Annotated in this window: 25 protein-coding genes; 17 read left to right on the forward strand and 8 right to left on the reverse strand. The window is 71.2% G+C overall.

All coding sequences use genetic code 11. The features are described 5' to 3' along the window. Positions 1-3: 3 nt before the first annotated feature. Positions 4-780, forward strand: coding sequence for a thioesterase II family protein (locus OHB44_RS05630; protein WP_238686086.1), 777 nt, complete (start codon positions 4-6; stop codon positions 778-780). Between the two features lie 37 nt (positions 781-817). Here OHB44_RS05630 and OHB44_RS05635 read toward each other — a convergent pair whose 3' ends face one another. After that, on the reverse strand, positions 818-1,489 hold the full coding sequence (locus OHB44_RS05635; protein ID WP_238686085.1) for a hypothetical protein: 672 nt from the start codon (positions 1,487-1,489) through the stop codon (positions 818-820). A 23-nt stretch (positions 1,490-1,512) separates the two neighbouring features. On the opposite strand from OHB44_RS05635, the gene OHB44_RS05640 reads away from it, so the two are divergent. Together OHB44_RS05640 and OHB44_RS05645 are read left to right on the forward strand one after the other, a co-directional pair. After that, the gene (locus OHB44_RS05640) at positions 1,513-2,031 is read left to right on the forward strand and encodes an acyl-CoA thioesterase (protein WP_196928284.1); all 519 of its coding nucleotides are present in this window, start codon (positions 1,513-1,515) and stop codon (positions 2,029-2,031) included. A gap of 143 nt (positions 2,032-2,174) precedes the next feature. Then, positions 2,175-4,172, forward strand: coding sequence for an acetoacetate--CoA ligase (locus tag OHB44_RS05645; protein ID WP_330439790.1), 1,998 nt, complete (start codon positions 2,175-2,177; stop codon positions 4,170-4,172). 140 nt (positions 4,173-4,312) lie between these two features. Here the strand turns inward: OHB44_RS05645 and OHB44_RS05650 are convergent, their stop codons facing one another. After that, entirely contained in the window at positions 4,313-5,002 is a 690-nt protein-coding gene (locus tag OHB44_RS05650) for a TIGR03089 family protein (RefSeq protein ID WP_330439791.1), read from the reverse strand. 154 nt (positions 5,003-5,156) lie between these two features. Here OHB44_RS05650 and OHB44_RS05655 point away from each other — a divergent pair, with 154 nt between their 5' ends. Continuing rightward, positions 5,157-6,302, forward strand: coding sequence for a glycosyltransferase family 4 protein (locus OHB44_RS05655; RefSeq protein ID WP_238686082.1), 1,146 nt, complete (start codon positions 5,157-5,159; stop codon positions 6,300-6,302). Between the two features lie 63 nt (positions 6,303-6,365). Further along, the gene (locus tag OHB44_RS05660; protein WP_238686081.1) at positions 6,366-7,457 is read left to right on the forward strand and encodes a mannose-1-phosphate guanylyltransferase; all 1,092 of its coding nucleotides are present in this window, start codon (positions 6,366-6,368) and stop codon (positions 7,455-7,457) included. On the opposite strand, the gene OHB44_RS05665 is transcribed toward OHB44_RS05660, so the two are convergent. Continuing rightward, a complete protein-coding gene (locus OHB44_RS05665; protein WP_266303642.1) occupies positions 7,426-8,043 on the reverse strand; it encodes an NUDIX hydrolase in 618 nt (205 codons plus the stop codon). The two genes, OHB44_RS05660 and OHB44_RS05665, sit on opposite strands and share 32 nt — an antisense overlap. A 39-nt stretch (positions 8,044-8,082) precedes the next feature. Here OHB44_RS05665 and OHB44_RS05670 point away from each other — a divergent pair, with 39 nt between their 5' ends. Next, positions 8,083-9,129 (forward strand): DUF4185 domain-containing protein, encoded by a 1,047-nt coding sequence (locus tag OHB44_RS05670; protein WP_238686079.1) that lies wholly within the window; start codon positions 8,083-8,085, stop codon positions 9,127-9,129. 278 nt (positions 9,130-9,407) lie between these two features. Continuing rightward, positions 9,408-10,400 carry an ArsR/SmtB family transcription factor gene (locus tag OHB44_RS05675; RefSeq protein ID WP_238686078.1) on the forward strand — a complete coding sequence of 331 codons (993 nt, stop codon included), beginning with the start codon at positions 9,408-9,410 and terminating at the stop codon, positions 10,398-10,400. Between the two features lie 30 nt (positions 10,401-10,430). Here OHB44_RS05675 and OHB44_RS05680 read toward each other — a convergent pair whose 3' ends face one another. Both OHB44_RS05680 and cofD read right to left on the reverse strand, forming a co-directional pair. Further along, positions 10,431-11,516 (reverse strand): coenzyme F420-0:L-glutamate ligase, encoded by a 1,086-nt coding sequence (locus tag OHB44_RS05680; protein WP_238686077.1) that lies wholly within the window; start codon positions 11,514-11,516, stop codon positions 10,431-10,433. Beyond that, positions 11,513-12,460 (reverse strand): 2-phospho-L-lactate transferase, encoded by a 948-nt coding sequence (cofD, locus tag OHB44_RS05685; protein WP_330439794.1) that lies wholly within the window; start codon positions 12,458-12,460, stop codon positions 11,513-11,515. The genes OHB44_RS05680 and cofD overlap by 4 nt, the downstream gene beginning before the upstream one ends. Positions 12,461-12,558: 98 nt before the next feature. Between cofD and OHB44_RS05690 the strand changes: the two genes are divergently transcribed. The 6 genes from OHB44_RS05690 to OHB44_RS05715 all read left to right on the forward strand — a co-directional run bounded on the left by OHB44_RS05690 (position 12,559) and on the right by OHB44_RS05715 (position 19,326). Further along, positions 12,559-13,608 carry a hypothetical protein gene (locus OHB44_RS05690; RefSeq protein ID WP_330439795.1) on the forward strand — a complete coding sequence of 350 codons (1,050 nt, stop codon included), beginning with the start codon at positions 12,559-12,561 and terminating at the stop codon, positions 13,606-13,608. 222 nt (positions 13,609-13,830) lie between these two features. After that, positions 13,831-16,374, forward strand: coding sequence for a bifunctional FO biosynthesis protein CofGH (locus OHB44_RS05695; protein ID WP_266303637.1), 2,544 nt, complete (start codon positions 13,831-13,833; stop codon positions 16,372-16,374). A gap of 162 nt (positions 16,375-16,536) precedes the next feature. Then, positions 16,537-16,815, forward strand: a complete 279-nt coding sequence (locus OHB44_RS05700) for a hypothetical protein (protein ID WP_030486799.1) — start codon at positions 16,537-16,539, stop codon at positions 16,813-16,815. 51 nt (positions 16,816-16,866) lie between these two features. Next, positions 16,867-18,261, forward strand: a complete 1,395-nt coding sequence (locus OHB44_RS05705) for a DUF4331 domain-containing protein (protein ID WP_238686073.1) — start codon at positions 16,867-16,869, stop codon at positions 18,259-18,261. A gap of 19 nt (positions 18,262-18,280) precedes the next feature. Then, the gene (locus OHB44_RS05710; RefSeq protein WP_330439798.1) at positions 18,281-18,610 is read left to right on the forward strand and encodes a phospholipase; all 330 of its coding nucleotides are present in this window, start codon (positions 18,281-18,283) and stop codon (positions 18,608-18,610) included. Positions 18,611-19,068: 458 nt separating this feature from the next. Continuing rightward, entirely contained in the window at positions 19,069-19,326 is a 258-nt protein-coding gene (locus OHB44_RS05715) for a WhiB family transcriptional regulator (protein ID WP_007455784.1), read from the forward strand. Between the two features lie 118 nt (positions 19,327-19,444). Here the strand turns inward: OHB44_RS05715 and OHB44_RS05720 are convergent, their stop codons facing one another. Further along, positions 19,445-19,894 carry a metallopeptidase family protein gene (locus tag OHB44_RS05720; RefSeq protein WP_074316962.1) on the reverse strand — a complete coding sequence of 150 codons (450 nt, stop codon included), beginning with the start codon at positions 19,892-19,894 and terminating at the stop codon, positions 19,445-19,447. Between the two features lie 153 nt (positions 19,895-20,047). On the opposite strand from OHB44_RS05720, the gene OHB44_RS05725 reads away from it, so the two are divergent. Beyond that, positions 20,048-20,416 carry a DUF3499 domain-containing protein gene (locus tag OHB44_RS05725; protein ID WP_091394110.1) on the forward strand — a complete coding sequence of 123 codons (369 nt, stop codon included), beginning with the start codon at positions 20,048-20,050 and terminating at the stop codon, positions 20,414-20,416. Between the two features lie 139 nt (positions 20,417-20,555). Here the strand turns inward: OHB44_RS05725 and OHB44_RS05730 are convergent, their stop codons facing one another. Further along, positions 20,556-21,902: an aspartate aminotransferase family protein gene (locus OHB44_RS05730; protein ID WP_112601888.1), complete on the reverse strand. Its 1,347-nt coding sequence runs from the start codon at positions 21,900-21,902 to the stop codon at positions 20,556-20,558. Positions 21,903-22,948: 1,046 nt separating this feature from the next. Here OHB44_RS05730 and OHB44_RS05735 point away from each other — a divergent pair. Further along, complete coding sequence (locus tag OHB44_RS05735) at positions 22,949-23,692, forward strand: DUF5753 domain-containing protein (RefSeq protein WP_330441185.1); 744 nt, start codon at positions 22,949-22,951, stop codon at positions 23,690-23,692. Further along, the gene (locus tag OHB44_RS05740) at positions 23,683-23,904 is read left to right on the forward strand and encodes a DUF397 domain-containing protein (protein WP_330439816.1); all 222 of its coding nucleotides are present in this window, start codon (positions 23,683-23,685) and stop codon (positions 23,902-23,904) included. Before OHB44_RS05735 ends, OHB44_RS05740 begins: the two co-directional genes overlap by 10 nt. Here OHB44_RS05740 and OHB44_RS05745 read toward each other — a convergent pair. Further along, the gene (locus OHB44_RS05745; RefSeq protein WP_091394101.1) at positions 23,883-24,395 is read right to left on the reverse strand and encodes an Lrp/AsnC family transcriptional regulator; all 513 of its coding nucleotides are present in this window, start codon (positions 24,393-24,395) and stop codon (positions 23,883-23,885) included. The genes OHB44_RS05740 and OHB44_RS05745 overlap by 22 nt on opposite strands. Positions 24,396-24,608: 213 nt before the next feature. On the opposite strand from OHB44_RS05745, the gene OHB44_RS05750 reads away from it, so the two are divergent. Beyond that, positions 24,609-25,793 carry a polyamine ABC transporter substrate-binding protein gene (locus OHB44_RS05750; RefSeq protein ID WP_238683562.1) on the forward strand — a complete coding sequence of 395 codons (1,185 nt, stop codon included), beginning with the start codon at positions 24,609-24,611 and terminating at the stop codon, positions 25,791-25,793. Positions 25,794-25,797 lie beyond the last annotated feature (4 nt).

The following is a 25,797-nucleotide window of genomic DNA, read 5'->3' on the forward strand; positions in this document are numbered from 1 at the left end:
TCCGTGAACCGCCTCACCACCCACCCGCCCGGCCGCGCCCAGGGCTGGCTGGCCGCCGGGCCGCGCCGCCGCGTCACCCCCGCCGTCCGACTGATCTGCCTGCCGTACGCCGGTGGTGGGTCCTCGGCGTACCACGGGTGGCAGGAGCTGCTCGGCGACGACGTCGAGGTCTGCCCCGTCGAGCTGCCCGGGCGGCAGTCCCGCTGGCGTGAGCCGGCGTACACCGGGGTGCGGCAGCTGGTGGAGGCCCTCGCCCCGGCGCTGGCACCCGAGCTGGGGGTGCCCTACGCCCTGTTCGGGCACAGTATGGGGGCGCTGGTCTCCTTCGAGCTGGCCCGCGAACTGCGCCGCCGCGCGGTGCCGCCGCCCCGGGTTCTCTTCGCCGCCGGTGGCCTCGCGCCGACGCTGCGGCGTACCTTGCCGAACATTCACGACCAACCGGACGCGGTGGTCGTCGAACGGCTGCGTGAGCTGGGCGGTCTGGACGAGGAGATCCTGGCCGAACGCGAACTGCTCGACCTGCTCCTGCCCGCCATCCGCGCCGACTTCGCGCTCTGCGAGACCTACGAGTACCGGCCGGAGCCGCCGCTGAGCTGCCCGATCGTCGCCTTCGCGGGGGACCGGGACCGGGAGGTGCCGCCGGATCGGGTCGCGCCGTGGCGGGAGCAGACGTCTGCCGGGTCCACCCTGCACGTGCTGCCGGGCGGGCACTTCTTCCCGATGACGGCCCGGGACGCCCTGCTGGGCACCGTCCGGGCCACCCTGGCGGCGGGGAGTTAGACGGAGGGCGGGCCGGTCACCCGGCCCGCCCCGGCGATCAGCGGATCTCGGTGGTGTCCTCGGGGCGCGGTTGGCCGCGCGGTGGGGCGGACCAGGGTGATTCGCCACCCACCCGGCGGGGCAGCGGCTCGGTCGGTGTCGAGTCGGCCGGGTAACCGAGAGTGAGGGGCGCTGTGTCGCGCTCCGCGGGCGTGGGGGCCGGCCAGTCGGTCAACGTGAAGTCGTCGTTGCGGGGGCCTCCGTCCGACGCGGGGGTGGGTGCCGCGGCCGGTTCGGTCGCCGGGCTCGGCCACTGCCGCCAACGCTGTTGGCTGAAGGTCGCCATCAGCAGTAGCAGGCCGAGCAGGAAGAGCGTGCCGTTCTCGACCGGCAGTCGCAGCGGCAGAGGATCGCCGAACACCTTCCACTCGTGCGGGATCGCGTCCCGCACCGAGAAGGGCGCCACGAACATCCCGACGTACGGGGTGACCAGCAGCGCACCGGCCACCAACGGGCCCAGCGGCGAGAAGCGCAGCGTGCCGAGCAGGCCCAGCAGGACACCGCCGACACCGAGGTACACGGCCGGCTCGATCAGGTTGGCGGTGTTGAACGTGCCGATCTCCACCCAGCGGTCGACCGTCCGGCTCGACCCGTCCTGCCCCAGTGTGACCAGCACCCAGGTGATGGGCGCCACCACCAGCCCGGCGAGGAAGCTCCAGAGATGTCGCATCCGCGCACCGTACCGTTTTCGACATGACTGAGCACCTCTCCGCCGCTCCAACCGGCAAGCCGACGTCGTACTCGCGCGTCACTCTCAGCAAGATCATGACTGCGGTGGACGTCAACCTCTACGGCACCGTGCACGGCGGAGTTCTGATGAAGTTCGTCGACGATGTGGCCGGTGCCGCTGCCGCCCGACACAGCGGCGGGACCGCGGTGACCGCGGCGATCGACGAGATCGTCTTCTCCGAGGCGGTCCGGGTCGGCGACCTGGTGCACGCGCACGCCCAGGTGAACTGGACCGGCCAGACCTCCATGGAGGTGGGCGTGCGGGTGGTCGCCGAACGGTGGGACTCGGCCGAGGACGCGCCGGTCCGGGTCGCCACCGCGTACCTGGTGTTCGTTGGCGTGGACGTGGGTGGGGCGCCTCGCACGGTCCGCCCGGTGCTGCCGGAGACCGCTGAGGACGAGCGCCGGTACAAGGAGGCGGAGATCCGCCGCGCGCACCGGTTGGCCCGCCGCCGCGCCATCCAGGCCCACCGCGCCGGCTGACCCACATGAGGTGGCGGGTTGGAGTGTGGGACGGGCACGCGTCGGTTGGCCTACCCGGTGCGCAGAATGGCGCTTCGAGGTAGGGCAAGATGGCGCCACGGCCCAGTCACAGTGTCGTGTCGGGCCAGGGGGAGGGTGGAGCAGTGGGTGACATGCTGTGGACGCCGCCGGCGGACGTACGTGAGCGGTCCCGGATCGGTGCCTACCTGCGCTGGCTGCGGGAGCACCGCGGGTTGGACTTCGCCGACTACGACGCGCTGTGGCGCTGGTCCACCACCGACCTGGACGGGTTCTGGCGTTCGATCTGGGACCACTTCGAGGTGATCGCGCACACTCCGCCGTCCGCCACCCTGGCCGAGCGGGGGATGCCCGGCGCCCGTTGGTTCCCCGACGCCACCCTCAACTACGCGGAGAACGTGCTGCGGATGCCGGGGCGGGCCGACGACGACCCGGTGGTGATCTCCCACGGGCAGACCCGCCCGCCGGTCACGTTGAGCGCCGGTGAGCTGCGCGAGCAGGTCCGCCGGGTGTCGGCCGGGCTGCGCCGGCTCGGCGTCACCGCCGGTGACCGGGTGGCGGCGTACGCCCCGAACATCGCCGAGACGTACGTCCTGCTGCTGGCCACCGCCAGCCTGGGAGCGATCTTCTCGTCCTGCGCGCCCGAGTTCGGCACCCGCAGCGTCACCGACCGTTGGCAGCAGATCGAGCCGACGGTGCTGGTCGCGGTGGACGGCTACCGGTACGGCGACAAGCCGGTGGACCGGCGCGCCGAGGTCGCCGCGATCCGGGCCGCCCTGCCGTCGCTGCGTCACACCGTCAGCATCGGCTACCTCGACCCGACGGGTCCCGCGCCCGAGGGCGCGCTGGGCTGGGCCGAGCTGGCCGCACCCACCGACGAGCCCTTGACGTTCACGCCGGTGCCGTTCGACCACCCGCTCTACGTGCTGTACTCCTCGGGCACCACTGGTCTGCCGAAGCCGATCGTGCACGGCCACGGCGGCATCCTGCTGGAGCACCTGAAGATGCTCGCCCTGCACCACGATCTGGGCCCGGCCGACCGGTTCTTCTGGTTCACCACCACCGGCTGGATGATGTGGAACTTCCTGGTCTCCGGCCCGGCGGTGGGGGCGGCCATCGTGCTCTTCGACGGCAATCCGGGGGTCCGGGCTGAGCCCGGCCGGCCGGCCGAGCCTGACCTCGGCGGGCTGTGGCGGCTCGCGGCGGAGACCGGGACGACGTACTTCGGCACCTCCGCGCCGTACCTGTTGGCCTGCCGTAAGGCCGGGTTGGTCCCCCGGGAGGTCGCCGACCTGTCGGCGCTGCGCGGCGTGGGTTCCACAGGTGCGCCGCTGCCCGCCGAGGGCTTCCGCTGGGTGTACGAGACAGTGGGCGACCACGTCCAGCTCCAGTCGCTCTCCGGTGGCACCGACGTGTGCACCGGTTTCGTCGGCGGGGTGCCGCTGTTGCCGGTGTACGCCGGTGAGATCGCCTGCCGGGCGTTGGGCGCCAAGGTGGAGGCTCGTTCCGCCGACGGCACCCCGGTCATCGGTGAGCTGGGCGAGCTGGTGATCACCGAACCGATGCCGAGCATGCCGGTGGGTTTCTGGAACGACACGGACGGCACCCGCTACGCGGAGGCGTACTTCGGCGTCTACCCGGGCGTCTGGCGCCACGGTGACTGGATCACCATCAACGAGCGGGGTGGCTGCGTGATCACCGGCCGCTCCGACGCCACCCTCAACCGCGGTGGGGTGCGGCTCGGCACCGCCGAGTTCTACTCAGTGGTGGAAGGGCTCGACGAGGTGGTCGACTCGGTCGTCGTGCACCTGGAGGACGACGAGGGCGGCGCCGGTGAGCTGCTGCTCTTCGTGGTGCTGGCGGAGGGTCTGGAGCTGGACGACCCGATGCGCGCGAAGATCTGCCGTGAACTGCGCACGGCGCTCTCACCCCGGCACGTGCCCGACGAGATCCACCAGGTGCGTTCGGTGCCCCGCACCCTCTCGGCGAAGAAGCTGGAGGTGCCGGTCAAGAAGATCCTCACCGGCACCCCGGTAGACCAGGCGGCGGCCAAGGGTGCCCTGGTCAACCCCGAGTCCCTCACCGCCTTCGCCGCCCTGGCCCAGTCCCGCGCGACGTCCTGACCCCCGTCCCCCCGCGATCTTGCACTTTCTGTCCCGACTTAAGGGGCATCCCACCCATCTCGACAACCGAAACTGCAAGATCGCCGGGGCGGGCCGGGGCGGGGCGGGGCGGGGCGGGGGCGACGGCGGGGCTGGGGCGGTTACGGGAGGGTTTGGGTGACCTTTTCGGTGGCTTGGCGGCTGGTCAGGCGGGCCGGGTCCTGGTTGGCGCAGAGGACGACTGTGGCGGCCCGGGTCAGCGGGGCCAGCAGCCAGTCGACCGGGTCGGGATAGCGGGTGGCGTCAACCAGGACCCGCGCGCCGGGCTCGATGCCCAACTCGGTGGCGCGGGCCTCGGCGCGACTCAGCAGGTGCGCGTCGGTGGGGCCACTGCCGGACTGCGGCGTGAAGTGGTCGCCGTGGGCGCGTACCTCGACGACGTAGTCGGCGAAGCCGGGCGGCACCTGCCGAAGCGGGGCGGCGAGCGGGGCCAACCCGAGGGCGTACCGCTCGTCGGCGGACCAGGACTGCGCCTCGTCGAACTGGTCGGCGGCGGCGAAGAGCACCCCCACCTCGCCCGGCGTGTCGACGACGCTCAGCTTGGCCGACCAGCAGGCCAGCAGCACCGCCGCGGTCTGCCAGTGTGGCGGCAGCAGCACCCCGGCCGGAGTGCCCGGCGCGAGGCCGACCTCGTCGACGAGGAGATTCGCGGTCTTCGCCACCCAGTTCGCCACTGTGACGCCGGAGAGTTCGGTGCGGTCGCCGGTGGCGTCGTCGTACCAGGTGAGCAGCGGTCGGGTCGGGTCGGTCGCGATCGCGTCGGCGAACACCCGGGCAATGTTGTCGGCCATCGGCGCGAACGATACGCCAGTGCGGGCCGTACTCGATGACGATGACAAGTCGGCGTACCGTCGGGTCGCAGTCAGCGTCGGCCCCGCGCCCCGGCGTAGGCTTTACCCCCGGAGTGTTGTTCCCCACAGGCCTGCCAGTTCAAGGAGTCGCCCCGTGACCGCCGGTCGCCCGCCCCGCGTGCTCATCGACGCCACGAGTGTCCCCACCGACCGTGGTGGTGTCGGTCGATACGTCGACGGTCTGCTCGGTGCCCTCGGCAAGGTGTGCGGGTCGGGGGTGGAGCTGGCGGTGGTCAGTCTCCGCACCGATCTGGAGAGGTACACCCGCATGCTGCCGGGCGCGGAGATCATCCCGGCCCCGGCCGCCGTGGCGCACCGCCCGGCCCGGCTCGCCTGGGAGCAGACCGGCCTGCCGCTGCTCGCCCAACAGGTGGGCGCAGAGGTGCTGCACTCGCCGTTCTACACCTGCCCGCTGCGGGCCGGGTGTCCGGTCACAGTCACCGTGCACGATGCGACGTTCTTCACCGAGCCGGAGCATTACGACAAGTCGCGCCGCACGTTCTTCCGCAGCGCCATCAAGACCTCGTTGCGCCGCGCCGACCGGGTGATCGTGCCCAGCAAGGCCACCCGGGACGAGCTGATCCGGCTGCTCGACGCCGACCCGACGCGGATCGACGTGGCCTACCACGGCGTCGACCAGGCTGCCTTCCACGCTCCCACCGAGGAGGAGAAGGCCCGGGTACGCGCGCGTCTGGGGCTGGGCAACAGCAGCTACGTCGCCTTCCTCGGTGCCAAGGAGCCTCGAAAGAACGTGCCCAACCTGATCCGTGGGTGGGCGCGGGCCGTGGCTGACCGGGTCGACCCGCCGGCCCTGGTGATCGCCGGTGGGCAGGGGCACGACGAGGACATCGACCGGGCGGTGGCCGAGGTGCCGTCGCACCTGCGTCTGCTGCGCCCCGGCTACCTGCGCTACGCCGACCTGCCGGGTTTCCTCGGCGGTGCCCTGGTCGCCGCGTACCCGTCCTACGGCGAGGGGTTCGGGCTGCCGATCCTGGAGGCGATGGCGTGCGCCGCCCCGGTGCTCACCACGCCCCGGCTCTCGCTGCCCGAGGTGGGCGGCGACGCGGTCGCGTACACCTCGGAGGACCCGGAGCAGATCGGCATCGACCTGGCCGCCCTGCTCGACGACGAGCAGCGGCGGTTGTCGCTGGCGAAGGCGGGGTTCGACCGGGCCAAGGAGTTCACCTGGGAGTCCAGCGCCGAGGTGCACATCGCGGCGTGGAGTCGCGCCCGTTCCTGACCCTCCGCGCCGTCGCGGGTGACCCGTGCCACTTTGGGCAGGTACGTCGGGCATGATGTGCGGATGCTCTATGCGGTCATTCCGGCAGGTGGCAGTGGCACGAGGTTGTGGCCGTTGTCCCGCGCTGGCCATCCCAAGTTCCTCCACCCGCTGACCGGCACCAGCGCCTCGCTGCTCCAGGCGACAGTCGAACGGCTCGCGCCGCTGACCACACCGGATCGGACCCTTGTGGTCACCGGTGCCGCGCACGTCGCGGCGGTGGCGCGGCAGCTGACGGTGCTGCCGGAGGAGAACATCCTGGTCGAGCCCTCCCCCCGGGATTCCTGCGCGGCGATCGCGTTGGCCGCCGCGGTGATCGCGGCGCGTGACCCGAACGCGGTGATGGGCAGCTTCGCTGCCGACCATCTGATCCGCGACCCGGACAGCTGGGTCCGCACTGTCCAGGAGGCGGTCCGCGGGGCAGAGCAGGGCATGCTGATGACCGTCGGGATCACTCCGACCCGTGCGGAGACCGGTTACGGCTACCTCGAGACCGGCGATCCGACCGAGGGTGTGCCGTGGCGACAGGTGGCCGAGTTCAAGGAGAAGCCGGCCGCTGAGGTCGCCGAGGCGTACGTCCGTTCGGGCCGGCACCTGTGGAACGCGAGCATGTTCGTGTGGCGGGTGGACGTCTTCCTCGCCGAGCTGGCCCGCCAACAGCCGGCGCTGCACGCCGGCGTCGCCGCCATCGCCGCTGCCTGGGGCACCCCGGAACAGGACGACGTCCTCGGCGCGATCTGGCCGACCCTGCCGAAGATCTCCGTCGACTACGCGGTGATGGAGGGCGCGGCCACGGCGGGTCGAGTCGCGACGGTGCCGGGCGATTTCGGCTGGAACGACGTCGGTGACTTCCACACCCTGGGCGACGTGCTGCCGGCCGACGACGCGGGCAACGTGGTGCTCGGCACGGAGGCCAAGCCGGGCGTGCTGCTACGGGACAGCAGCAACCTCGTTGTCGTTCCGCAGTCGGGTCGGTTGGTGGCAGTGCTCGGTCTGCGCGACCTGATCGTGGTGGACACCCCGGACGCGGTGCTGGTCTGCCCGCGCGACCGGGCGCAGGACGTCAAGGCCCTGGTCGACGAGCTCAAGGAGCGAGGCGAAGAGGGCTACGTCTGAGCGCGGCGAGTGCCGGCGCGACCTGTTGCGCGGTCCCGCCGGCCAGTGGTTCGGGGAGCTGGTCCGGTGGGAACCAGCCCAGCGCCTCGGCCTCGTCGCTGACCTGCTCCACCGCCGAGGGCGGAGCGATCACCGCGAACCGTACGTCGTGGTGCGCCGAGCCGCCCTGGCACTGCACCGGGTGCACGTCCACGTCGATCGGCACCGGGTCGATGCGCAGGCCGGCGATTCCGGACTCCTCGGTGGCCTCGCGGAGGGCGGCGGCGACAAGGGTCTGGTCGACCGGCTCACAGTGCCCGCCGAGCTGCACCCACCACCCGAACTTGACGTGCAGGCAGAGCAGCACCCGCGAGCCGGTGGAGTCCAGCACCAACGCGCTGGCGGTGACGTGCCCGGGCCGGTGCTGCCGACTCATCGCGATCGGACCGGCGGCGAGCAGCGCGAGGGTTCGGTCCCGCGCGTCGGCAGCACCCGGGCTGGTGGGCTGCCAGCCCTCCAGCAAGGCGACGGCGTCGGTGTGCAGCGCCCGGTACGTCTCGGGGTCGCTCGTCTGGGCGGTCGGGCCGGTGATCACGGTGTCGGGCACCCCGCCACTGTACGAGCGTGTGCTCCGTACGCTGGCTCGGTGACAGTGCGACTCGTCGAATTCGTGGTGGCCGGTAACGAGGCCAGCGATCTGCTGCCGGTGCGGTCGGCGGCGCTGCTGCGCGCGTACGGTGCCCGGCGGGGCTTCTGGACGGTGCTGGACGAGGGGCCGGTGGAGCGCTGCCTCGCGCTGCTGCTGGAGCGTGACGCCGGGGAGTGGACGGCAGTGCACGTGCGGGCGGATGCCGGTGTGGAGAACGGGCGAACCGAGGACGGTGAGGCGCTCGCCCATCACGACGGCTGGGTGTACGTCTTCGGTTCCCACTTCGGCTCGAAGGCTGGCCCGCTGCGACCTCGGCGCGCCTTCGTGGCCCGGTTCCGCGAGGACGACGCGGCGGTCGGGCCGGTGCCGGTGCACGTGGTACGCAACTCGTTTCGACTGCACCGGGTGGTGAACGACGCCCTCGCCGCGGCGCCGCTGACCCTCCTGCCGGCGGGGGAGCGGGTGCGGGAACGGTTCATCGTGGAGACGCTGGCCCGGGGGACCGTCCGGGAGAAGAGCTGGGTGAGCCGGTTGGCCCCGGACGACCTGCCGTTGAACGTGGAGGCGGCGGCGTTCACCCCGGCCGGGACGGTGCTGCTCGGGCTGCGTTTTCCGGTCACCGACGCCGGTGAGCCGATCCTGGTCGAGGTGGCCGGTGTGCCGGGCATGTTCACCGCCGAGCGGGCGTGGCCGCGGGCGTTGGGCGCGTACGTGTTGACAGGTGTCACCCCGCCAGGGCAACTGACCGGCTTCCGCGCGATCACCCCGACGGCGGACGGCGGGTACGCGGCCGTGATCGGCTCGATCGACGCGCTGGGCAAGGGGTCGGTCCTGCTCGACGACCATCCGGGCGGGGGCGAGGTCACCTCGCGGCACGTCCGCTTCCGGCTCACCGGTGGCGAGGCGGACGCCGGGCGGCGGCTCGTCGGGGAGCAGGTGGCGGACCTGGCCCCGTTTCACCACGTCGAGGGGGTGGCGGAGCTGGACGGACTGTCGTTCTACGTCACGGACGAGGACCATCGGGTCGCGCTCTGGGTCGGCTGAGCCGGCACCGGGGGCGGGATGACCGGACGGCACCTCTGCGGAACAAGGGCCGCAGACCCTCGTGGTGCCGTCCGATCACCGGGGCCTCCCCGGTCCCGGTGCCCGGCAGCACGGGCGTCAAGGACGCACGGCGCCGTGTTCGGGCATGGGAAGCATGCCGAACCGGCCCCGGAGGCGTCGAGGTTTTTCAGTCCAGGCTTAAAGATGGAGGTTACTGCCAGCCAGGTAGAGTCGAACGGTCATCCGGCATCCCCCTGCCGGCGACACAGGAGCGCTCCATGCTGAAGATCCACTTTTCTGGGGAGGACATCCTCCGGACCCGGGTGGCGCCGGCGGCGGACCCGGTCTGGGAGCTGGTCCTCAGCCTGCACGTGCTTCGCGGCCGCACCCGCGACCCGCTGACGGCCAACTGGCGGCGCAGCGTGGCCCGGGACCTGCGCCAGGACTCCGCGTCCGAGCAGCTCCGCCTGCTCTTCGCGCTGAACCCGCCGCGTGGCTACTTCCCGGACTTCCTCACCCCGTACGCCAGCGTCGAGGGCTTCGAGGCCGGGCTGGACGCGCTCCGCCGTACCCCCACCGAGTTGCTGCACCGGGACCTGAGCGTGCTGGCCGCCGAGAACCAGCTGCCTTCCTCGGCGGCCGCGCTCGCTCGCGGTGAGGTGTCGGCGTTGCACCACCTGGCCGAGTCGATGGAGCAGTACCGATCGCTGGCGATCAGCCCGTACTGGGGCCGGATCCAGGCCGCGGTTGCGGCGGACCGCACGCGGCGGGCGCGGGCGCTGCTCGACGGCGGCGTCGAGGGCCTGCTCAGCAGCCTTCGGCCGACGATGCGTTGGGAGAGCGGGGTGCTGGAGGTCCACAGCTACCCGCACAGTCGGGAGCTGCACCTGGACGGCCGTGGGCTGCTGCTGGTGCCGTCGTTCTTCTGCGCGGCCACCCCTGTCGCACTGCTCGACCCGGCGCTGCCACCGGTGCTGGTCTACCCGGTGGACCGGCTGGGTGCCCTGGTCTCCGCCGACGCCGGCGCCGCGTCCGGTGCTGCCCGCGAATCACTCGCCGCGCTGCTGGGCCGCACCAGGGCAGCGGTCTTGCAGGCCAGCGACGAGGGCTGCACCACCGGCGAGGTCGCCCGCCAGCTCAACATCTCACCGGCGGCGGCGAGCCAACACGCCACGGTGCTGCGCAACGCTGGTCTGCTGGTCAGCCACCGCGAACGCAACAGCGTGCTGCACACGTTGACCCCGCTCGGCCGGGCCATGCTGGACGCGTGACCCGGCCGTTCGTACCGGCCGAGGGCGGTTCTACAGGGCGAGCGCGGCGCTCGCCGGGCTGCCGGGCGGTGGCGGCAACAGAGTCGACCCGACGCCCTGGGCGGCCAATGCGACGCGCAGTCGGTGCAGGTCGGCGCCGAAGCGGACCAGACCGAACGGCTCGACGGGCGTCGGGGCCGAGCCGAGCAGCAGGTCGGCGCCATCCGGCCACCCGGGCATCTCAGCGACCAGGCCGGCGCGTACCTCGGCCTCGTCGACCAGTGTGAAGACCGTGCCGGGGGCGACCAGCCCGGCGACCTCGTCGATCGCCCGTCGCACCGCGGTCAGGTCGGCCGGTGTCGGGCCGGGGCCGTCGGTCAGGGTCGCGGCGTCGGAGAGCCCGGCGGCGTGGGCCTCGGCGGTACCGAGCGAGAACAGGTCCTGTGCCGCGTCGCGGATCAGCGCCCGCGCGCCACCGGCGTCGTCCGAGACGGTGGCCGGCAGGTAGCCCCGCACCACCGCGACGGGGACCTGATCGCACTTGCCCTTGATCAGTTCGCCGGCACCCGCCAGTTCGTCCACCACTGCCATCTGGGTCAACTGCAACTCGTTGCCGTACGGGTCGACCTCGCCCCGGTGGTCGCGGATGGCCGGCATCCCGGCCACCCCGAGCGCCACGTCGGTGAGCCCGTTGCGCCAGGGCCGGCCCATCGTGTCGCTGATGATCACGGCCAGGTCCAGGTCGTATCGCTCCCGCAACGCGTCGCGCAGAGCCCGCGCCGAGGCATCCGGGTCGACCGGCAGCAGCACCAGTTGGGTCTTGTCCACGTTCGACGCGTCGATCCCCGCCGAGGCCATGACGAAGCCGTGGTGGGTCTGCACGATCCGGGTAGCCCCCCGGCTGGCGACCACCCGGGCGGTCTCACCGGCCAGAACCTCGTCCCGGGCCGCCAGCCGTTCCGGCCCGTCCGCCGGCACGTCGACCAACCGCCCCTCGGCCTTGGAGACGATCTTGCTGGTCACCACCAGCACGTCGCCGTTGCGCAGCCACGGCGCGGCGGTAGCGATCACCGCGGCCAGGTCGTCACCCTCGGTCACGTGACCGATGCCGAGCACCGGCAGAATCTCCAGCCTCACGTCAACTCCACCGCGGCGCGGACCATGGCCGCCGTCGCCGCCTCGTCGGTCATCCGCAGCGGCACCGCGCGGACCGTCACCTCGGGCACCACAGTGCCCGCGTCCTCCTCGGCCACCAGCCAGCCGTCGAGCAGGCCGCCGCTCGCCCGACCGCCGTAGAGCCGACCAACCCCGGCCGCGCTGCACTCCGTACCGAGCACGGCCAGGCAACGGTCGGCCATCCCCCGCACCGGCGCGCCGCCGATGATCGGCGAGACACCCACCACCGGCGCCGGGCCGTCCGCCACCGCTGCACGCAGCCCCGGTACGGCCAGCACCGGCGCGACGCTCACCACCGGGTTGCTCGGCGCGATCAGCACCAGGTCGGCCGAGGCGATCGCGTCCAGCACCCCGGGGGCCGGCTTCGCCGTCTCCGCGCCGACGAACACGAAACGGTGCGTGGTGATGTCGGCCCGGTACCGCACCCACCACTCCTGGAAGTGGATCGCCCGCTGGCCCTGGTCGTCCTCCACCACGGCATGGGTCTCCAGGCGGTCGTCAGTCGCCGGCAACAGGCGTACCCCCGGCTCCCAGCGGCTGGACAGCGCCTCGGTGACAGCGCTCAACGGGTAACCGCCGTTGAGCATGGTGCTGCGGACCAGGTGGGTGGCGATGTCCTTGTCGCCGAGGCCGAACCAGGTCGGCTCCGCCCCGTACGCGGCCAACTCCTGTTTGACAGTCCAGCTCTCGCCGACCCGACCCCAGCCCCGTTCCGGGTCGGCGCCCCCGCCGAGGGTGTACATGACGCTGTCCAGGTCGGGGCAGATCTTCAACCCGTGTAACCACAGGTCGTCGCCGACGTTGACAACGGCGGTCACCTCCGCGCCGACGTCACGGGCGTACGCCCGGACCCCGAGCAGGAACCGGGCGCCGCCGATGCCGCCGGCCAGAACCACGATGCGCATGTCGACCATCCTCGCGCACGTGACGCCTCCGATCCGTCGGTGGCCCCAGAGACTAGGCTCACGTGCGCCCTGTCCGTTGATGCCCCGAGGGGGAGCTCGTGACCAGCCCCGCCGAGCCCGCGTCCGCCGACGCGACGCAGGCCCGCCAGCTGACCAAGCCGCTACGGGAGCTCGCCGCGCTCGCGCTGCTTGGCGCCAACGCCGTGTTCCTCTTCGTGGGCCTGCTCCGGCTCATCGCCCCGAACGACTACGGCTCCTTCACCGACCGCGCGGGCAGCGCCTTCTCCGCGTTCGTCGGGGTGGAGGCGGTGGGCCTCCCGCTGCTGGCGGTGCTGCTGGCCACGCACATCTCGCCGGTGCTGGCGAAGGCGAAGCTGATCACGCAGACAGCCGTCGTCGAGTACGCGGTCAGCGCACTGTTCGGCACGCTGACCATGCTGATCTGGACGGTGGGCCGGCTGGCCGAGGCTGAGGTGCTCGATGCGCTGCTCGGCGTGCTCACCCGGTTCGCCTGGATGGTGATCTTCGCGATCGCCGCCTGGGTGGTCTACACCATCTGGCGCGCCCACTACTACGTGCCGCGGCCCAAGCCGCAGCCTGGCGTCTACGGCCAGCCCCAGCCGGGCTGGCCGCAGCAGCAGGGCGGTTGGCCTGCCCCGGGTCAGCCCGGCGGCCAGCCGCAGGGCGGATGGCCCGCTCCCGGCCAGCCTGGCGGACACCCGCAGGCTGGTCAGCCTGGTGGCTACCCGCAGGCTGGTGGTTACCCGCAGCCTGGTGGCTACCCGCAGGCCGGCCAGTACGGCCAGCAGTCGCCGCCGTTCCAGGCCCCGCAGTCGGCTCCGCCGCACCCGCAGTCCGCGCCGCCGCACCCGCAGTCGGCTCCGCCGTTCTCGCAGTCCGCGCCGCCGCACCCGCAGTCCGCGCCGCCGTTCCCGCAGTCCGCGCCGCCGACGAACCCCGCCCCCCAGTCGGTGCCGCCGTCCCCGGCCGCGCCGCCGCCGTTCGGGCAGCCTCCGTCGGCCGACCCGACTCAGGCGATCCCGCGCCAGTCCGCAGACCCGACCGAGGTCATTTCCCACCCGGCCGACCCGGACACCGACCGTACCCAGCACATCAAGCCCAACGACCACCCCGACCAGCCCCGCTGATTCCGCCAACCCGTCGGCCCCCACCAACCCCCGTCGATCATGAAGTTATTGCCCGATCACGCGGCGTGTCGTGGCAATAACTTCATGATCAACCGAGAGGGCAGCCGGGAGGTCGGCCGGGAGGGCGGCCGGGAGGGGGCCGGGTGGGGGCGGGGGGTGCCGTTTCCCACGGTGCGGGCTGGGACTGGTTGGGTCGCGTCGGGCTGCGCATAGGGTGAGTGGATGGTTGATCGCACCCACTCCGGCCCGAGCGATGCGAGCGTGCGGCGGGCCCTGGGCCGGGCCGCGAACGGGCGGGCGCTCGATGTCGACGAGGCGACCGCGCTGCTGTCCGCTCGTGGCGACGCGCTCGACGAACTGCTCCGGCTCGCCGGGGGAATCCGCGACGCCGGGCTGCGCGAGGCCGGGCGGCCGGGTGTGGTCACGTACTCCAAGAAGGTCTTCATTCCGCTGACCCGGCTCTGCCGGGACCGCTGCCACTACTGCACCTTCGCGACAGTGCCGCACCGGCTGCCGGCGCCGTTCCTGGACCGCGACGAGGTCCTCGCGATCGCCCGGGCCGGTGCCGCGCAGGGCTGCAAGGAGGCGCTGTTCACACTGGGTGACCGGCCGGAGGAACGCTGGCCGGCGGCCCGGACCTGGTTGGACGAGCGCGGTTACGACTCCACCCTGGACTACCTGCGCGCCTGTGCGGTGGCGGTGCTGGAGGAGACAGGTCTGCTGCCGCACCTCAACCCCGGGGTGCTGTCCTGGTCGGAGCTGCAACGGCTCAAGCCGGTCGCGCCGAGCATGGGCATGATGTTGGAGACGACAGCGACCCGGCTCTGGTCCGAGCCGGGTGGCCCGCACTTCGGCTCGCCGGACAAGGAGCCGGCGGTCCGGTTGCGGGTGCTCGAGGACGCGGGGCGGGTGGGGGTGCCGTTCACCACCGGCATCCTGATCGGCATCGGGGAAACCTCGGCGGAGCGGGTGGACGCGCTCTTCGCGATCCGCCGCGCCCACCGGGAGTACGGGCACCTCCAGGAGGTGATCGTGCAGAACTTCCGCGCCAAGCCGGACACGGCGATGCGCGGCATGCCGGACGCGGAGCTTCACGATCTGGCCGCCACTGTGGCGGTGGCCCGGCTGCTGCTCGGCCCGAAGGCCCGGATCCAGGCCCCGCCGAACCTCATCGCCGGCGAGTACGACCTGCTGCTGCGCGCCGGCATCGACGACTGGGGTGGCGTCTCCCCGCTCACCCCCGACCACGTCAATCCGGAGCGCCCCTGGCCGCAGATCGACGAGCTGGCCCGGCACACCGAGCTGGCCGGGTTCACGCTGCGGGAGCGGTTGACGATCTACCCCGAGTACGTGCGCGCGGGTGACCCGTGGCTCGACCCACGGTTGCTGCCGCACGTCGGCGCCCTGGCTGATCCGTCGACGGGCATGGCTGTCGAGTCGGCGATACCGCAGGGACGACCGTGGCAGGAGCCGGAGGAGGTGTTCGGCGGGCGGGTCGACCTGCACGCCACCATCGACACCACCGGCCGCACCGACGACCGGCGCGGCGACTTCGACAGCGTCTACGGCGACTGGGCCGAGGTCGCTGGCAAGGTCACCCCGGAGGCGACCGCCCGCCGGGCTGGCGTACCCGTGGCACCGGCCGGCAGTGGTGCGGACCGTGACCTGGCGGCCGGTCTGCGGCTCGCCGCGGACGACCCGGCGGCCCTGCTCGACCCCGCGCACACCGATGCCGCGCTGGCGTTGTTCGGCGCGGACGGGCCGGCGCTCGACGAGGTGTGCCGCCTCGCCGACGACGTGCGCCGCGCGGTGGTCGGCGACGACGTCACCTACGTGGTCAACCGCAACATCAACTTCAGCAATGTCTGCTACGTGGGCTGCCGGTTCTGTGCGTTCGCGCAGCGTGAGCGGGACGCCGACGCGTACCGGCTCTCCGTCGAGCAGGTCGCGGACCGGGCCGAGCAGGCGTGGGCCGCCGGTGCCAGCGAGGTGTGCCTCCAGGGCGGCATCGACCCGAAGATGCCGGTCACCGGGTACGCCGACATCGTGCGCGCGATCAAGGCCCGGGTGCCCGAGATGCACGTGCACGCGTTCTCGCCCATGGAGATCGTCACCGCCGCCGCGAAGGCCGGGGTGCCGATCCGTGAGTGGCTGCTCCAGTTGCGTGAGGCCGGGCTGGACACCATTCCGGGCACCGCCGCCGAGATCCTCGACGACGACGTGCGCTGGGTGCTGACCAAGGGCAAACTCCCGGCCGCCGCCTGGGTCGAGGTGGTCAGCACCGCGCACGAGCTGGGCATCCGGTCCAGCTCCACGATGATGTACGGCCACGTCGACCACCCCGGGCAGTGGCTGGCGCACTTCCGGGTGCTGGCCGGGGTGCAGGACCGCACGGGCGGGTTCACCGAGTTCGTGGCGCTGCCGTTCGTGCACACGAATGCTCCGATCTATCTGGCGGGTATCGCCCGACCCGGGCCGACCTGGCGGGAGAACCGGGTGGTGCACGCCATGTCCCGGCTGTTGCTGCACGGCCGGATCGACAACATCCAGTGCTCCTGGGTGAAGCTCGGCGACGAGGGCACTGTCGCGATGCTCCAGGGCGGCTGCAACGACCTCGGCGGCACGCTGATGGAGGAGACCATCTCCCGGATGGCCGGTTCCGACAACGGTTCGGCGCGTACCGAGGAGCAGTTGCGGGCCATCGCGAAGGCCGCCGGTCGTCCGGCGCGCAAGCGGTCGACTGCGTACGGTCACGCCCGCCCCTGACGTCGAACCTTTCCCCGCCACCGGCCGTACCACGCGATGCCGGTGGCGGTCGCGGCGAGGACCGCCGCCGGTGTCCCCTCAGGGGCCCGGCGGCGTCGCGAGACGGCACCGGACCCGTCCGTCTCCGCGGGCGCGCTCGCGCCACCGCCGGAAAGGTTGCCCATGACCAGTGATCAGCGGAAGCGGCAGTGGCCGCGACTGACCCGCCGGCAGACGTTGACCGCCGCTGCCAGCGCCACCCTCGGCGCCGCCGCGCTCACAGTGCCGGGCCTGTCGGCCGCGCAGAACGCCCCCGGCGCGGCCGGACGAGCCGACGAACCGATCGTCGTGCACCTGCGTGACGCCGCCTCGGGAACGATGGACGTCTTCGTCGGTGAGACGCGCATCGAGGTACGCGACCGCGGCCTGGCGGACCGGCTGCGGCGCGCCGCCCGGCGCTGACCCGACCCTCCGCCCCGCCATCCTGTCCCCGCCCAGTGAGGTTGGTCCGTCATGTCTTCCCACCGCGAGGCCCCGGAGATAGCCAAGGATCCGGTCGCCGACAGCTCCGACCTGTACGCGTTCGTCAGCCCCGACAAACGCGACACGGTCACGTTGATCGCCAACTACGTGCCGTTGCAGCTCCCCTCCGGGGGCCCGAACTTCTTCGAGTTCGGCGACGACGTGCGGTACGAGATCCATATCGACAACGACGGTGACGGTCGTCCGGATGTCACCTACCGGTTCGAATTCACCACCGAGATCACCAACCCGAACAGTTTTCTCTACAACACCGGTCCGATCGATTCGCTGGACAGCAAGAACTGGAACCGGCGGCAGTTCTACAGCCTGACCAGGGTGGCTGACGGCCGCGAGCACCGGTTGGCGCACAAGCTGCAGTGCCCGCCGTGCAACGTCGGCCCGCTGTCCACCCCGAAGTACGCCGACCTGGTGCGGCAGGCCACCTACTCGCTGTCCACGGGGGAGCGGGTCTTCGCCGGGCAGCGCGCCGACGGGTTCTTCGTGGACCTCGGGGCGATCTTCGACCTCGGCACGCTGCGGCCGTTCCAGCAGCTGCACGTCGCCGGGAAGAAGATCTTCAAGGCCGAGGGGGAGCCGGTAAACGCCACCGACCGGATGAACGTGCACAGCATCGCGGTGCAGGTGCCGCTGGAGCGGGTACGTCGGCGCGCCAACCGCTACGGTGCCGCCGATCGGGCGTCGGTGATCGGGGTGTGGACGTCGGCGTCACGTCGGCAGGTGCGGGTGCTCGGCGACCGGGGCGGGGCGGACACCAGCACCGGCCCGTTCACCCAGGTCTCGCGGTTGGGAAATCCGCTGTTCAACGAGGTCATCGTGCCGATGTCCAAGAAGGACCTGTGGAATTCGCTGCCACCGTCGGAGGACAAGCGGTTCGCCCAGTTCGTCGAGCAACCGGAGCTGGCCGCGTTGCTGCCGGCGCTCTACCCGGACGTCTTTCCCAACCTGGACAAGCTCACCAAGGCGAAGAAGGCCCGAGCCGACCTGGTGGCGATCCTGCTCACCGGCGTGCCCGCCGGGCTGATCGACGGCTTCACCAACGCCACCGGCGACGTGCAGGCCGACATGCTGCGACTGAACACGGCGATCCCACCGACCAGGCGGCCGGACCGGTTCGGGGTGCTCGGTGGCGACCTGGCCGGGTTCCCGAACGGGCGGCGGGTCGGCGACGACGTGGTCAGCATCGCGTTGCGGGCCATCGCCGGGGTCACCGTCCCGCTGGTGGACAAGACGTTCAAGCCGGACGCGGCGGCCGCCGCTGTCACCCCTGGGCTGAGCGCCGCCGACGTGACAGCGCCGTTCCTCGGAAACTTCCCCTACCTGGGTACGCCGTACGACGGGTTCAACAACCCGCCGGCGGCGTCCTGATCGGGCCGGGGGCGAGCGAATGCACGAGCACGCGTACGGGCCGTCGGAGACCGGGACCGTCGTCCTCGATCTGGGCGGTGACACCGGTGCCCTGATCGTCTACACGGGCCCGGATCTGCACGGCCGGGAGATCGAGATCAGTCGCGACGACGACCGGCGGGTCCACTCGGCGGTGCGTGAGCGTCGGGTGCGGGACGGCTCGTTCCACAGTGCGGTCTATCCCGATCTGCCGAGCGGAATGTATACCGTCTGGTGGGACGATCGTACGCCCGCCGGCACGATTCCTGTCCATGGTGGAGAGATAGCCGAGTTTGCCTGGCCCAGCAGTAGTTTTGGGGCCGCCGGCTGACCCCGGAACCTCGTTTTCACCACCGCGCCCTGTCCACATTGTGGACGGGGCGCGAGTGCTGTCCGCAGCTTGACGGGCAGTCTGCGCCGCGCCGCGTTAACCTGTCCCCCACCAAGATCAGCTTAGGGGTGGAGGTCTCTGGTGCCGTCCGGTCGGCGACTCGTCGGAGAAGCGCCACGGCAGAAAAGTCGGGCAACTCGCCGGAGAGGGCGTTACTCGGCCGGGGTCTGAATCGATAGGGCAGGTTGCGAGGCTGGACGGCCCGAGTGGCCGGCCGGGGGTGTCGGGAGGGCGACTCCATTATCAAGTTTGGCTTGACGGCGCACGCATTACACGCGTGTAATTTGAATGGGGTTGTTCGCACGGAACGCAACAAAACGGGACCGGACGGACAAGCACGCCTTTCGCGTGGGGGGTTGCAGCGGCGATGACGCCGGTGCGCGACAAGGAGGCATTTGATGGACGGCCAGCTTGAGGTGGCCGACCTGCTCGGAAACGCGCCGGAGTGGCAGGAGCGGGCGTTGTGCTCGCAGACCGACCCCGAGGCGTTCTTTCCCGAGAAGGGCGGCTCGACCCGCGAGGCGAAGCGGATCTGCTCGCGTTGCGAGGTCAAGACCGAGTGCCTCGAATACGCACTGGGTCACGACGAGCGGTTCGGCATCTGGGGTGGGCTCTCCGAGCGGGAGCGGCGCAAGTTGAAGCGGCGGGCCGCCTGAGCGGTGCAGGTCCGGGCGGTGTGGGTCTGCGCGGGGGGCCGCCTGAGCGGTGTGAGGTCGAGGCGGTGGGGGCCGCCCGACTCTCCGCTCGGGGGTTGGCTCAGGCTCGGGGGTTGGCTCAGGCGAGCTCGTCCGGGTCTACCCCGAGAAGGTTCGCCACCTGTTCGATGATCACGTCATGGACGAGATCGGCGAGGTCCTCACGGTCCATCGCCCGGAACTCCAGGGGCCGCCGGTACAGCACGATCCGCGGCGGCACCTCCTGCCGGCCCGGGCGGCCGGGCAGCAGCCGGGCCAACGGGACCTCGCCGTCCTCCAGCACGTCCGAGTCGTAGACGTTCAGGTCCGGCGGGACGTCCTCGACCGCGAACTCGACCCCGGCCAACTCCTTGGCGAACCGACGCTCCAGCGTCTCGACGGTGTCCAGGACCAGGTCGTCGAAGACCTCGGCCTTGGTCCGCGCCAACGGGACGGTGGCCGGAACCAGCCGCCCGCGCAGGCCGCGCCCGTGCCGGTCACGATGCGCACGCCGGCCGGAGCCGGGGCGGCGGTGTTCCGGGCTCGTCATGAGGCAAAGGGTAGCGCCCGCGTCGGGCTGGTCAGCGGCAGCGCCGCTCTCGTGGCGCGGCGCGCCCAGGACGGTCGACTGTGATCACCATGACGGGCGTGTCGCAACGCGAAGCGATGCGCCGGACCCGGTAATGGAGATACCCTGCCGCACGTGAGGTCACCACGGCGCTGCTCCCGTAACGGCTGCCCCCGGCAAGCGGTCGCCACATTGACCTATGTCTACAACGAGTCGACAGCGGTGGTGGGGCCGCTGGCGGCGTTCGCCGAGCCGCACACGTACGACCTGTGCGAGCCGCACGCCCGCAGCCTGACCGCGCCGCGGGGCTGGGATGTCGTCCGGCACGAGGGCGAGTTCGAGCCACCGCCGCCCACCACTGACGACCTGGTCGCGCTGGCCGAAGCGGTCCGCGAAGCCGCCCGACCGGCCCCCCGCCCCCCGGAGCCGGACCAAAACCGTCCCGAGAACCCCCACCAGACCGGCCGCAGAGGCCACCTCCGGGTAATCCCCCCCAACCACTAACCCCGCACCCGCCCCGGCGGGACCCCCGGCCGGCGCCCCTGTCGGCGTCGATCATGAAGTTATTGCCCTCTGCCTCGGCGTGTCTTGGCAATAACTTCATGATCAACGAGGGTGGGTGGGGTGGGGTGGGTGGGTGGGGTTAGAGCTTGGTCCAGGCCTCGGTTAGGACTGTGCGGAGGATCTGCTCGATCTCGTCGAAGTGCTGCTGCTCGGCGATCAGGGGTGGGGCCAGCTGGATGACCGGGTCGCCCCGGTCGTCGGCCCGGCAGTAGAGGCCCGCCTGGAACAGGGCGGTCGAGAGGAAGCCGCGTAACAGGCGCTCCGACTCGGCCTCGGTGAAGGTCTCCCGGGTGGTCTTGTCCTTGACCAGCTCGATGCCGTAGAAGTAGCCGTCGCCGCGGACGTCGCCGACGATCGGCAGGTCGTACAGCTTCTCCAGGGTGGCCCGGAAGGCGTCCTCGTTGGCGCGTACGTGCCCGACCAGGTCCTCGCGGGCGAACACCTCCAGGTTGGCCAGGGCAACCGCGCAGGAGACCGGGTGCCCGCCGAAGGTCACCCCGTGGGCGAACATGCCGGTCTCGGTGAGGAACGGTTCCATCAACCGGTCGCTGGCGATCATCGCGCCGAGCGGGGCGTAGCCGGAGGTGATGCCCTTGGCAGTGGTGATGATGTCCGGCTGGTAGCCGTAGCGCACCGCGCCGAAGTACTCGCCCAACCGCCCCCAGGAGCAGATCACCTCGTCCGAGACGAGCAGCACGTCGTACGCGTCGCAGATCTCCCGTACCCGCTCGAAGTAGCCGGGTGGTGGTGGGAAGCACCCGCCGGAGTTCTGCACAGGCTCAAGGAAGACCGCGGCGACAGTGTCCGGCCCTTCCCGTTCGATGGCCCTACCGATCTCGTCGGCGGCCCAGCGGCCGAACGCCTCGGGGTCGTCGCCATGCTCGGGCGCCCGGTAGAAGTTCGTGTTCGGCACCTTGATCGCGCCCGGCACCAGTGGCTCGAAGTCGCTCTTGATGCCGGGCAGGCCGGTGATCGACAGGGCGCCCATGGAGGTGCCGTGGTAGGCGATGTACCGGCTGATCACCTTGTACTTGTTGGGCTTCCCGGTGCGCTTGAAGTAGGCGCGGGCCAGCTTCCACGCCGCCTCGACGGCCTCGGAGCCGCCGGTGGTGAAGAAGATCCGGTTGAGGTCGCCGGGGGTGAGCGCGGCGATCCTCTCGGCAAGCTCGATGGCCTTCGGGTGCGCGTACGACCAGAGCGGGAAGTAGGCCAGCTCGCCGGCCTGCTTGGCGGCGGCCTCGGCCAGTTCGGTACGGCCGTGGCCGGCGTTGACAACGAAAAGCCCGGCGAGCCCGTCCAGGTAGCGGCGACCCTGCGCGTCCCACACGTACGCTCCCTCGCCGCGCACGATGGTCGGCACCTCACCGGCGGAGTAGCTCGCCATCCGGGTGAAGTGCATCCAGAGGTGGTCGGTGGCGTTGGCCATGTCAGCCCCATCGGTCGTCGGGCCGGTCAAAGGGGTGAGGCCGGCCGCTCTGCCAACGGTTATCGCACAGTCTCAACCTCGGAAGCAAGTGTTATCGGCGGTATCACGGTCGGTTGGCGACGGATTTAGCGCACAGGCGTCATGGAGGCAACGGAATCCGTACTACTGCCGACTGGTTGATCGACGGCCGGCTGGAGGCGGAGGTGTGCTGGTGGCTGCCTTTGGAGCTGAATCGTTTGCGACATCACGGCCGTCCTGTCGGGGCCGCCACGTGCCCTCCCGGATTCGCGCCTCCCGGTTCGCGCCTCCCGGTTCGCGCCTGCCGGTTCGCGCCTCCCGGCTCGCGCCTATCGGTCAGGCAAGCCGGCTCGTCGCCGGGTTCTCCCGTCCGCGACTCGTTTGCGACATCAGCTCCAAAGGGCCCGGCGGGTGACAGCGCCTTCCTCGGCCGCTGCCTCGATCCACTCGGGTTCGCCGAAATCGCGGTGTCCCGGGCGTGGTTGATACCGCGATATTCGTGAAGTCGAGTGGATCAAGTGAAAGTGCAAGGGCAGGGCACGCGGGGCCGGGGAGGCCGCAGGGCGGCGGTCGCGGATTGCGGTGACGCAGGCCGGGTTGGGTGCGCGGCTGGGGTTGGGTGCGCGGCTGGGGTCGGGGGCGCGGCTGAAGGTCGGGGCGACGCGTGACGGGGGCGACGCGTGACGGGGGAGGCGCGGGCCGCAGGGGCCGGGGAGGGCGCGCCGGGGTCGGGAGGCGCGGGCCGCGGGGGGCCGGGGAGGGTGCGCCGGGGGCCGAGAGGCGCGGGTCTTGGGACGCTGGTGGGGCACTTCGGGGACGGTCGGGGGCGTCCTGGTTGCGCGCCAACACGTCCCACCGCAACACGCCGGTAGAGCGCAGACACCGACACGCAGCGTGGCTATCGTCCGCCGCAACGTGCATCGAGCGGCGTCGCAGCGCGCCTGCTGGGCGAACGACCCGGGGTCGTCCGCCACGGCACGGAGGAGCGGCGGGAGGGTCTGGTGGCGAACGAGGCGTTGCGGGTGGCGATGGCCGAGGCGGGGGAGACTGTCGAGTCGTTGGCCGAGAAGGTCTGCGTCGACCCGAAGACGGCGGCGCGGTGGCTCGCTCCGGGGCGCATCCCGCATCCGCGTACCCGGGTGGCGGTGGCCGAGGTCCTGCGCCGGGACGCGGCCGACCTTTGGCCGGAGCCGTTCCGCCGCCGTGACCTGCCGTGGTTCCGGCCGTGGGCCGAGCTGGAACAGGACGCCACCTCGCTCCGGTCTTACCAGCCGCTGCTCGTGCCGGGTCTGCTGCAGACCGAGGGGTACGCCCGCGCGATCCTGGGCACCGGCGGGCTGGTCGCACCGTCCGAGGTGGACCAGATAGTGACGAGCCGCCTCGAACGGCAGGCGGTCCTGTGCAGCGATGCTCCACCGCAGCTCGTGGCGGTGATCGACGAGGTGGTGCTGCGCCGGCCGGTCGGTGACCGCGCCGTGATGGCCGCCCAGTTGGCCCACCTCGCGAGAGTGGCCGAGTGGGAGCACGTGCAGGTCCGGATCATCCCGGCCGAGAGCCCGTGGCACACCGGGCTGGCCGGCCCTTTCGTGCTGGGCAGGCTGCCCGACGGGACGGAATTGGCGTATCTCGACAACCAGCTCCGCGGTCAGGTCGTGACCGATCCCCTCGACGTCGCTAGCCTGGGACGCAGGTGGGAGAGCGTCACCGGCGAGGCGTTCCCCCAACGCCGGTCGATCGAGCTGATCAGGGAAGTGGCCACGACATGGACATGACCGACGCCCGCTGGCGCACCGCGACCCGCAGCAGCAACAACGGTGGTGACTGCGTCGAGGTGGCCGACAACCTGCCCGGCCGGGTGCTGGTGCGCGACAGCAAGGATCGCGACGGCGCAGCCCTGACCTTCGCGCCGACCGCCTGGGCGTCGTTCATCGGCGCGGTCAGCGCGGCGGGCAGCGGGCAGCGTCAGGCCGTACCCCAGGTGTAGGTCTGCTTGCGCAGCTTGAGATAGACGAACGCCTCGGTGGAGAGCACCCCGGGCACCGCGCGCAGCCGTTGCAGGATCTCCAGCAGGTGGTCGTCGTTGCGGCAGACCACCTCGGTGAGCAGGTCGAACGACCCAGCGGTGATCACCACGTAGTCGACCTCGTCCAACTCGGCCAGCCGGTCGGCGACCGCTTCCAGGTCGCCGTCGGTACGGAGGCCGATCATCGCCTGCCGGTTGAAGCCGAGCTGGAGCGGATCGGTCACCGCCACGATCTGCATCACGCCGGAGTCGAGCAGCCGCTGCACCCGTTGCCGGACCGCCGCCTCGGACAGCCCCACCGCCTTGCCGATCGTCGCGTACGGGCGGCGGCCGTCCTCCTGGAGCTGCTCGATGATCTGCTTGGCCACGTCATCCAGCAGAGCGTGATTGGCGCCGTCACGGACAGCGACGCGTCGACCGCCATTGCTGTTCTCGTGCTGCCGGTTTGTCATTGCCCGCTCCCCATGTCCCGAATCGTGATGTCGCGCGTGTATCCCCGCGTAGTCTGGCGTATTTCGTCGTGCATCGCTATTCCCGCAACGGAATCCCTTGTAAGGGAGGTCACCTCATGTCAGGATCAGTCGTCCATGGCACTTGACCCTCCCGACATTCCCGCCGGCGCGCCTCCCCGTCCCGCCCGCCGACGATGACCCCTAGGAGTCGTCATGCGTACTCCCCTCCGGCCCCTCTCCCGGCGTGGACTGCTCACCGGCACTCTCGGTTCGGCCGCCCTGCTCACCATGGGTGGCAGCCTCGCGGGCTGCGGCACCAAGGGCGCGCAACAGACCGAAGCTGGCTGCGTCAGCGAGGACCTCTCCGGCACCGAGAAGAAACTCGCCTTCGCCAACTGGCCGCAGTACATGGACGTGGACGACGCTGACGAGTCCAAGCGGCCGAGCCTCGACGAGTTCATCACGAAGACCGGCATTCAGGTGACCTACACCGAGGACATCAACGACAACAACGAATTCTTCGGCAAGGTGCAGAACCAGCTCGCCGCCTGCCAGAGCACCGACCGGGACATCATCGTGCTGACCGACTGGATGGCGGCCCGGATGATCCGGCTCGGCTGGATCCAGAAGCTGGACCCGGCGAAGATCCCGAACGTGCAGGCCAACCTGCTTCCGTCGCTGCTCAACCGCCCCTTCGACGCCGAGAACCGGATCTCCATCCCGTGGCAGTCCGGCCTCGCCGGCCTCGCTTACAACGGCAACGTCACGAAGGAACTGCGGACTGTCGACGAACTGCTCACCCGCCCCGATCTCAAGGGCAAGGTGACAGCGCTCAGCGAGATGCGCGACACCATGGGTCTGCTGCTCGGGTCCAACGGGCATGACCCGGCGAACTTTACCGCCGCCCAGTTCGACGACGCCCTCAACAAGCTCAAGAAGGCAGTCGACTCCGGGCAGATCCGCAAGTTCACCGGTAACGACTACGCGCCCGACCTGGCGAAGGGCGACATCGCCGCGTGCATCGGCTGGTCCGGCGACGTCATCCAACTGTCCGGTGAGGACGAGAAAGTTCGGTTCGTCGCGCCGGACTCCGGCGTGATGCTCTACAGCGACAACATGATGGTCCCCAACAAGGCCACCCACAAAGGCAACGCCGAAGCGCTGATCAACTACTACTACGAGCCGGCTGTCGCGGCGAAGCTGGCCGCGTACGTCAACTACATCTGCCCGGTCAAGGGCGCTCAGGCCGAGATGGAGAAGATCGACCCCGAGTTGGCAGCCAACCCGCTGATCTTCCCGGACGAGGCGCTGCTGTCGAAGTCCAAGGTGTTCATGGCCCTGGACGAGAAGCAGGAGAAGGAGTACGAGGGCAAGTTCCAACAGGTCATCGGGGCGTGACGAG

Origin of the sequence: Micromonospora sp. NBC_00821 (assembly GCF_036347035.1) — a bacterium.
Taxonomy (GTDB): domain Bacteria; phylum Actinomycetota; class Actinomycetes; order Mycobacteriales; family Micromonosporaceae; genus Micromonospora; species Micromonospora hortensis.

What these genes read in the sequence shown, in the direction of transcription:
- OHB44_RS05635 (WP_238686085.1), bottom strand. Translation starts at nt 1,489, where the DNA reads ATGCGACATCTCTGGAGCTTCCTCGCCGGGCTGGTGGTGGCGCCCATC.
- OHB44_RS05640 (WP_196928284.1), top strand. Translation starts at nt 1,513, where the DNA reads ATGACTGAGCACCTCTCCGCCGCTCCAACCGGCAAGCCGACGTCGTAC.
- OHB44_RS05650 (WP_330439791.1), bottom strand. Translation starts at nt 5,002, where the DNA reads ATGGCCGACAACATTGCCCGGGTGTTCGCCGACGCGATCGCGACCGAC.
- OHB44_RS05660 (WP_238686081.1), top strand. Translation starts at nt 6,366, where the DNA reads ATGCTCTATGCGGTCATTCCGGCAGGTGGCAGTGGCACGAGGTTGTGG.
- OHB44_RS05675 (WP_238686078.1), top strand. Translation starts at nt 9,408, where the DNA reads ATGCTGAAGATCCACTTTTCTGGGGAGGACATCCTCCGGACCCGGGTG.
- cofD (WP_330439794.1), bottom strand. Translation starts at nt 12,460, where the DNA reads ATGCGCATCGTGGTTCTGGCCGGCGGCATCGGCGGCGCCCGGTTCCTG.
- OHB44_RS05695 (WP_266303637.1), top strand. Translation starts at nt 13,831, where the DNA reads ATGGTTGATCGCACCCACTCCGGCCCGAGCGATGCGAGCGTGCGGCGG.
- OHB44_RS05700 (WP_030486799.1), top strand. Translation starts at nt 16,537, where the DNA reads ATGACCAGTGATCAGCGGAAGCGGCAGTGGCCGCGACTGACCCGCCGG.
- OHB44_RS05705 (WP_238686073.1), top strand. Translation starts at nt 16,867, where the DNA reads ATGTCTTCCCACCGCGAGGCCCCGGAGATAGCCAAGGATCCGGTCGCC.
- OHB44_RS05710 (WP_330439798.1), top strand. Translation starts at nt 18,281, where the DNA reads ATGCACGAGCACGCGTACGGGCCGTCGGAGACCGGGACCGTCGTCCTC.
- OHB44_RS05715 (WP_007455784.1), top strand. Translation starts at nt 19,069, where the DNA reads ATGGACGGCCAGCTTGAGGTGGCCGACCTGCTCGGAAACGCGCCGGAG.
- OHB44_RS05720 (WP_074316962.1), bottom strand. Translation starts at nt 19,894, where the DNA reads ATGACGAGCCCGGAACACCGCCGCCCCGGCTCCGGCCGGCGTGCGCAT.
- OHB44_RS05730 (WP_112601888.1), bottom strand. Translation starts at nt 21,902, where the DNA reads ATGGCCAACGCCACCGACCACCTCTGGATGCACTTCACCCGGATGGCG.
- OHB44_RS05735 (WP_330441185.1), top strand. Translation starts at nt 22,949, where the DNA reads ATGGCCGAGGCGGGGGAGACTGTCGAGTCGTTGGCCGAGAAGGTCTGC.
- OHB44_RS05740 (WP_330439816.1), top strand. Translation starts at nt 23,683, where the DNA reads ATGGACATGACCGACGCCCGCTGGCGCACCGCGACCCGCAGCAGCAAC.
- OHB44_RS05745 (WP_091394101.1), bottom strand. Translation starts at nt 24,395, where the DNA reads ATGACAAACCGGCAGCACGAGAACAGCAATGGCGGTCGACGCGTCGCT.
- OHB44_RS05750 (WP_238683562.1), top strand. Translation starts at nt 24,609, where the DNA reads ATGCGTACTCCCCTCCGGCCCCTCTCCCGGCGTGGACTGCTCACCGGC.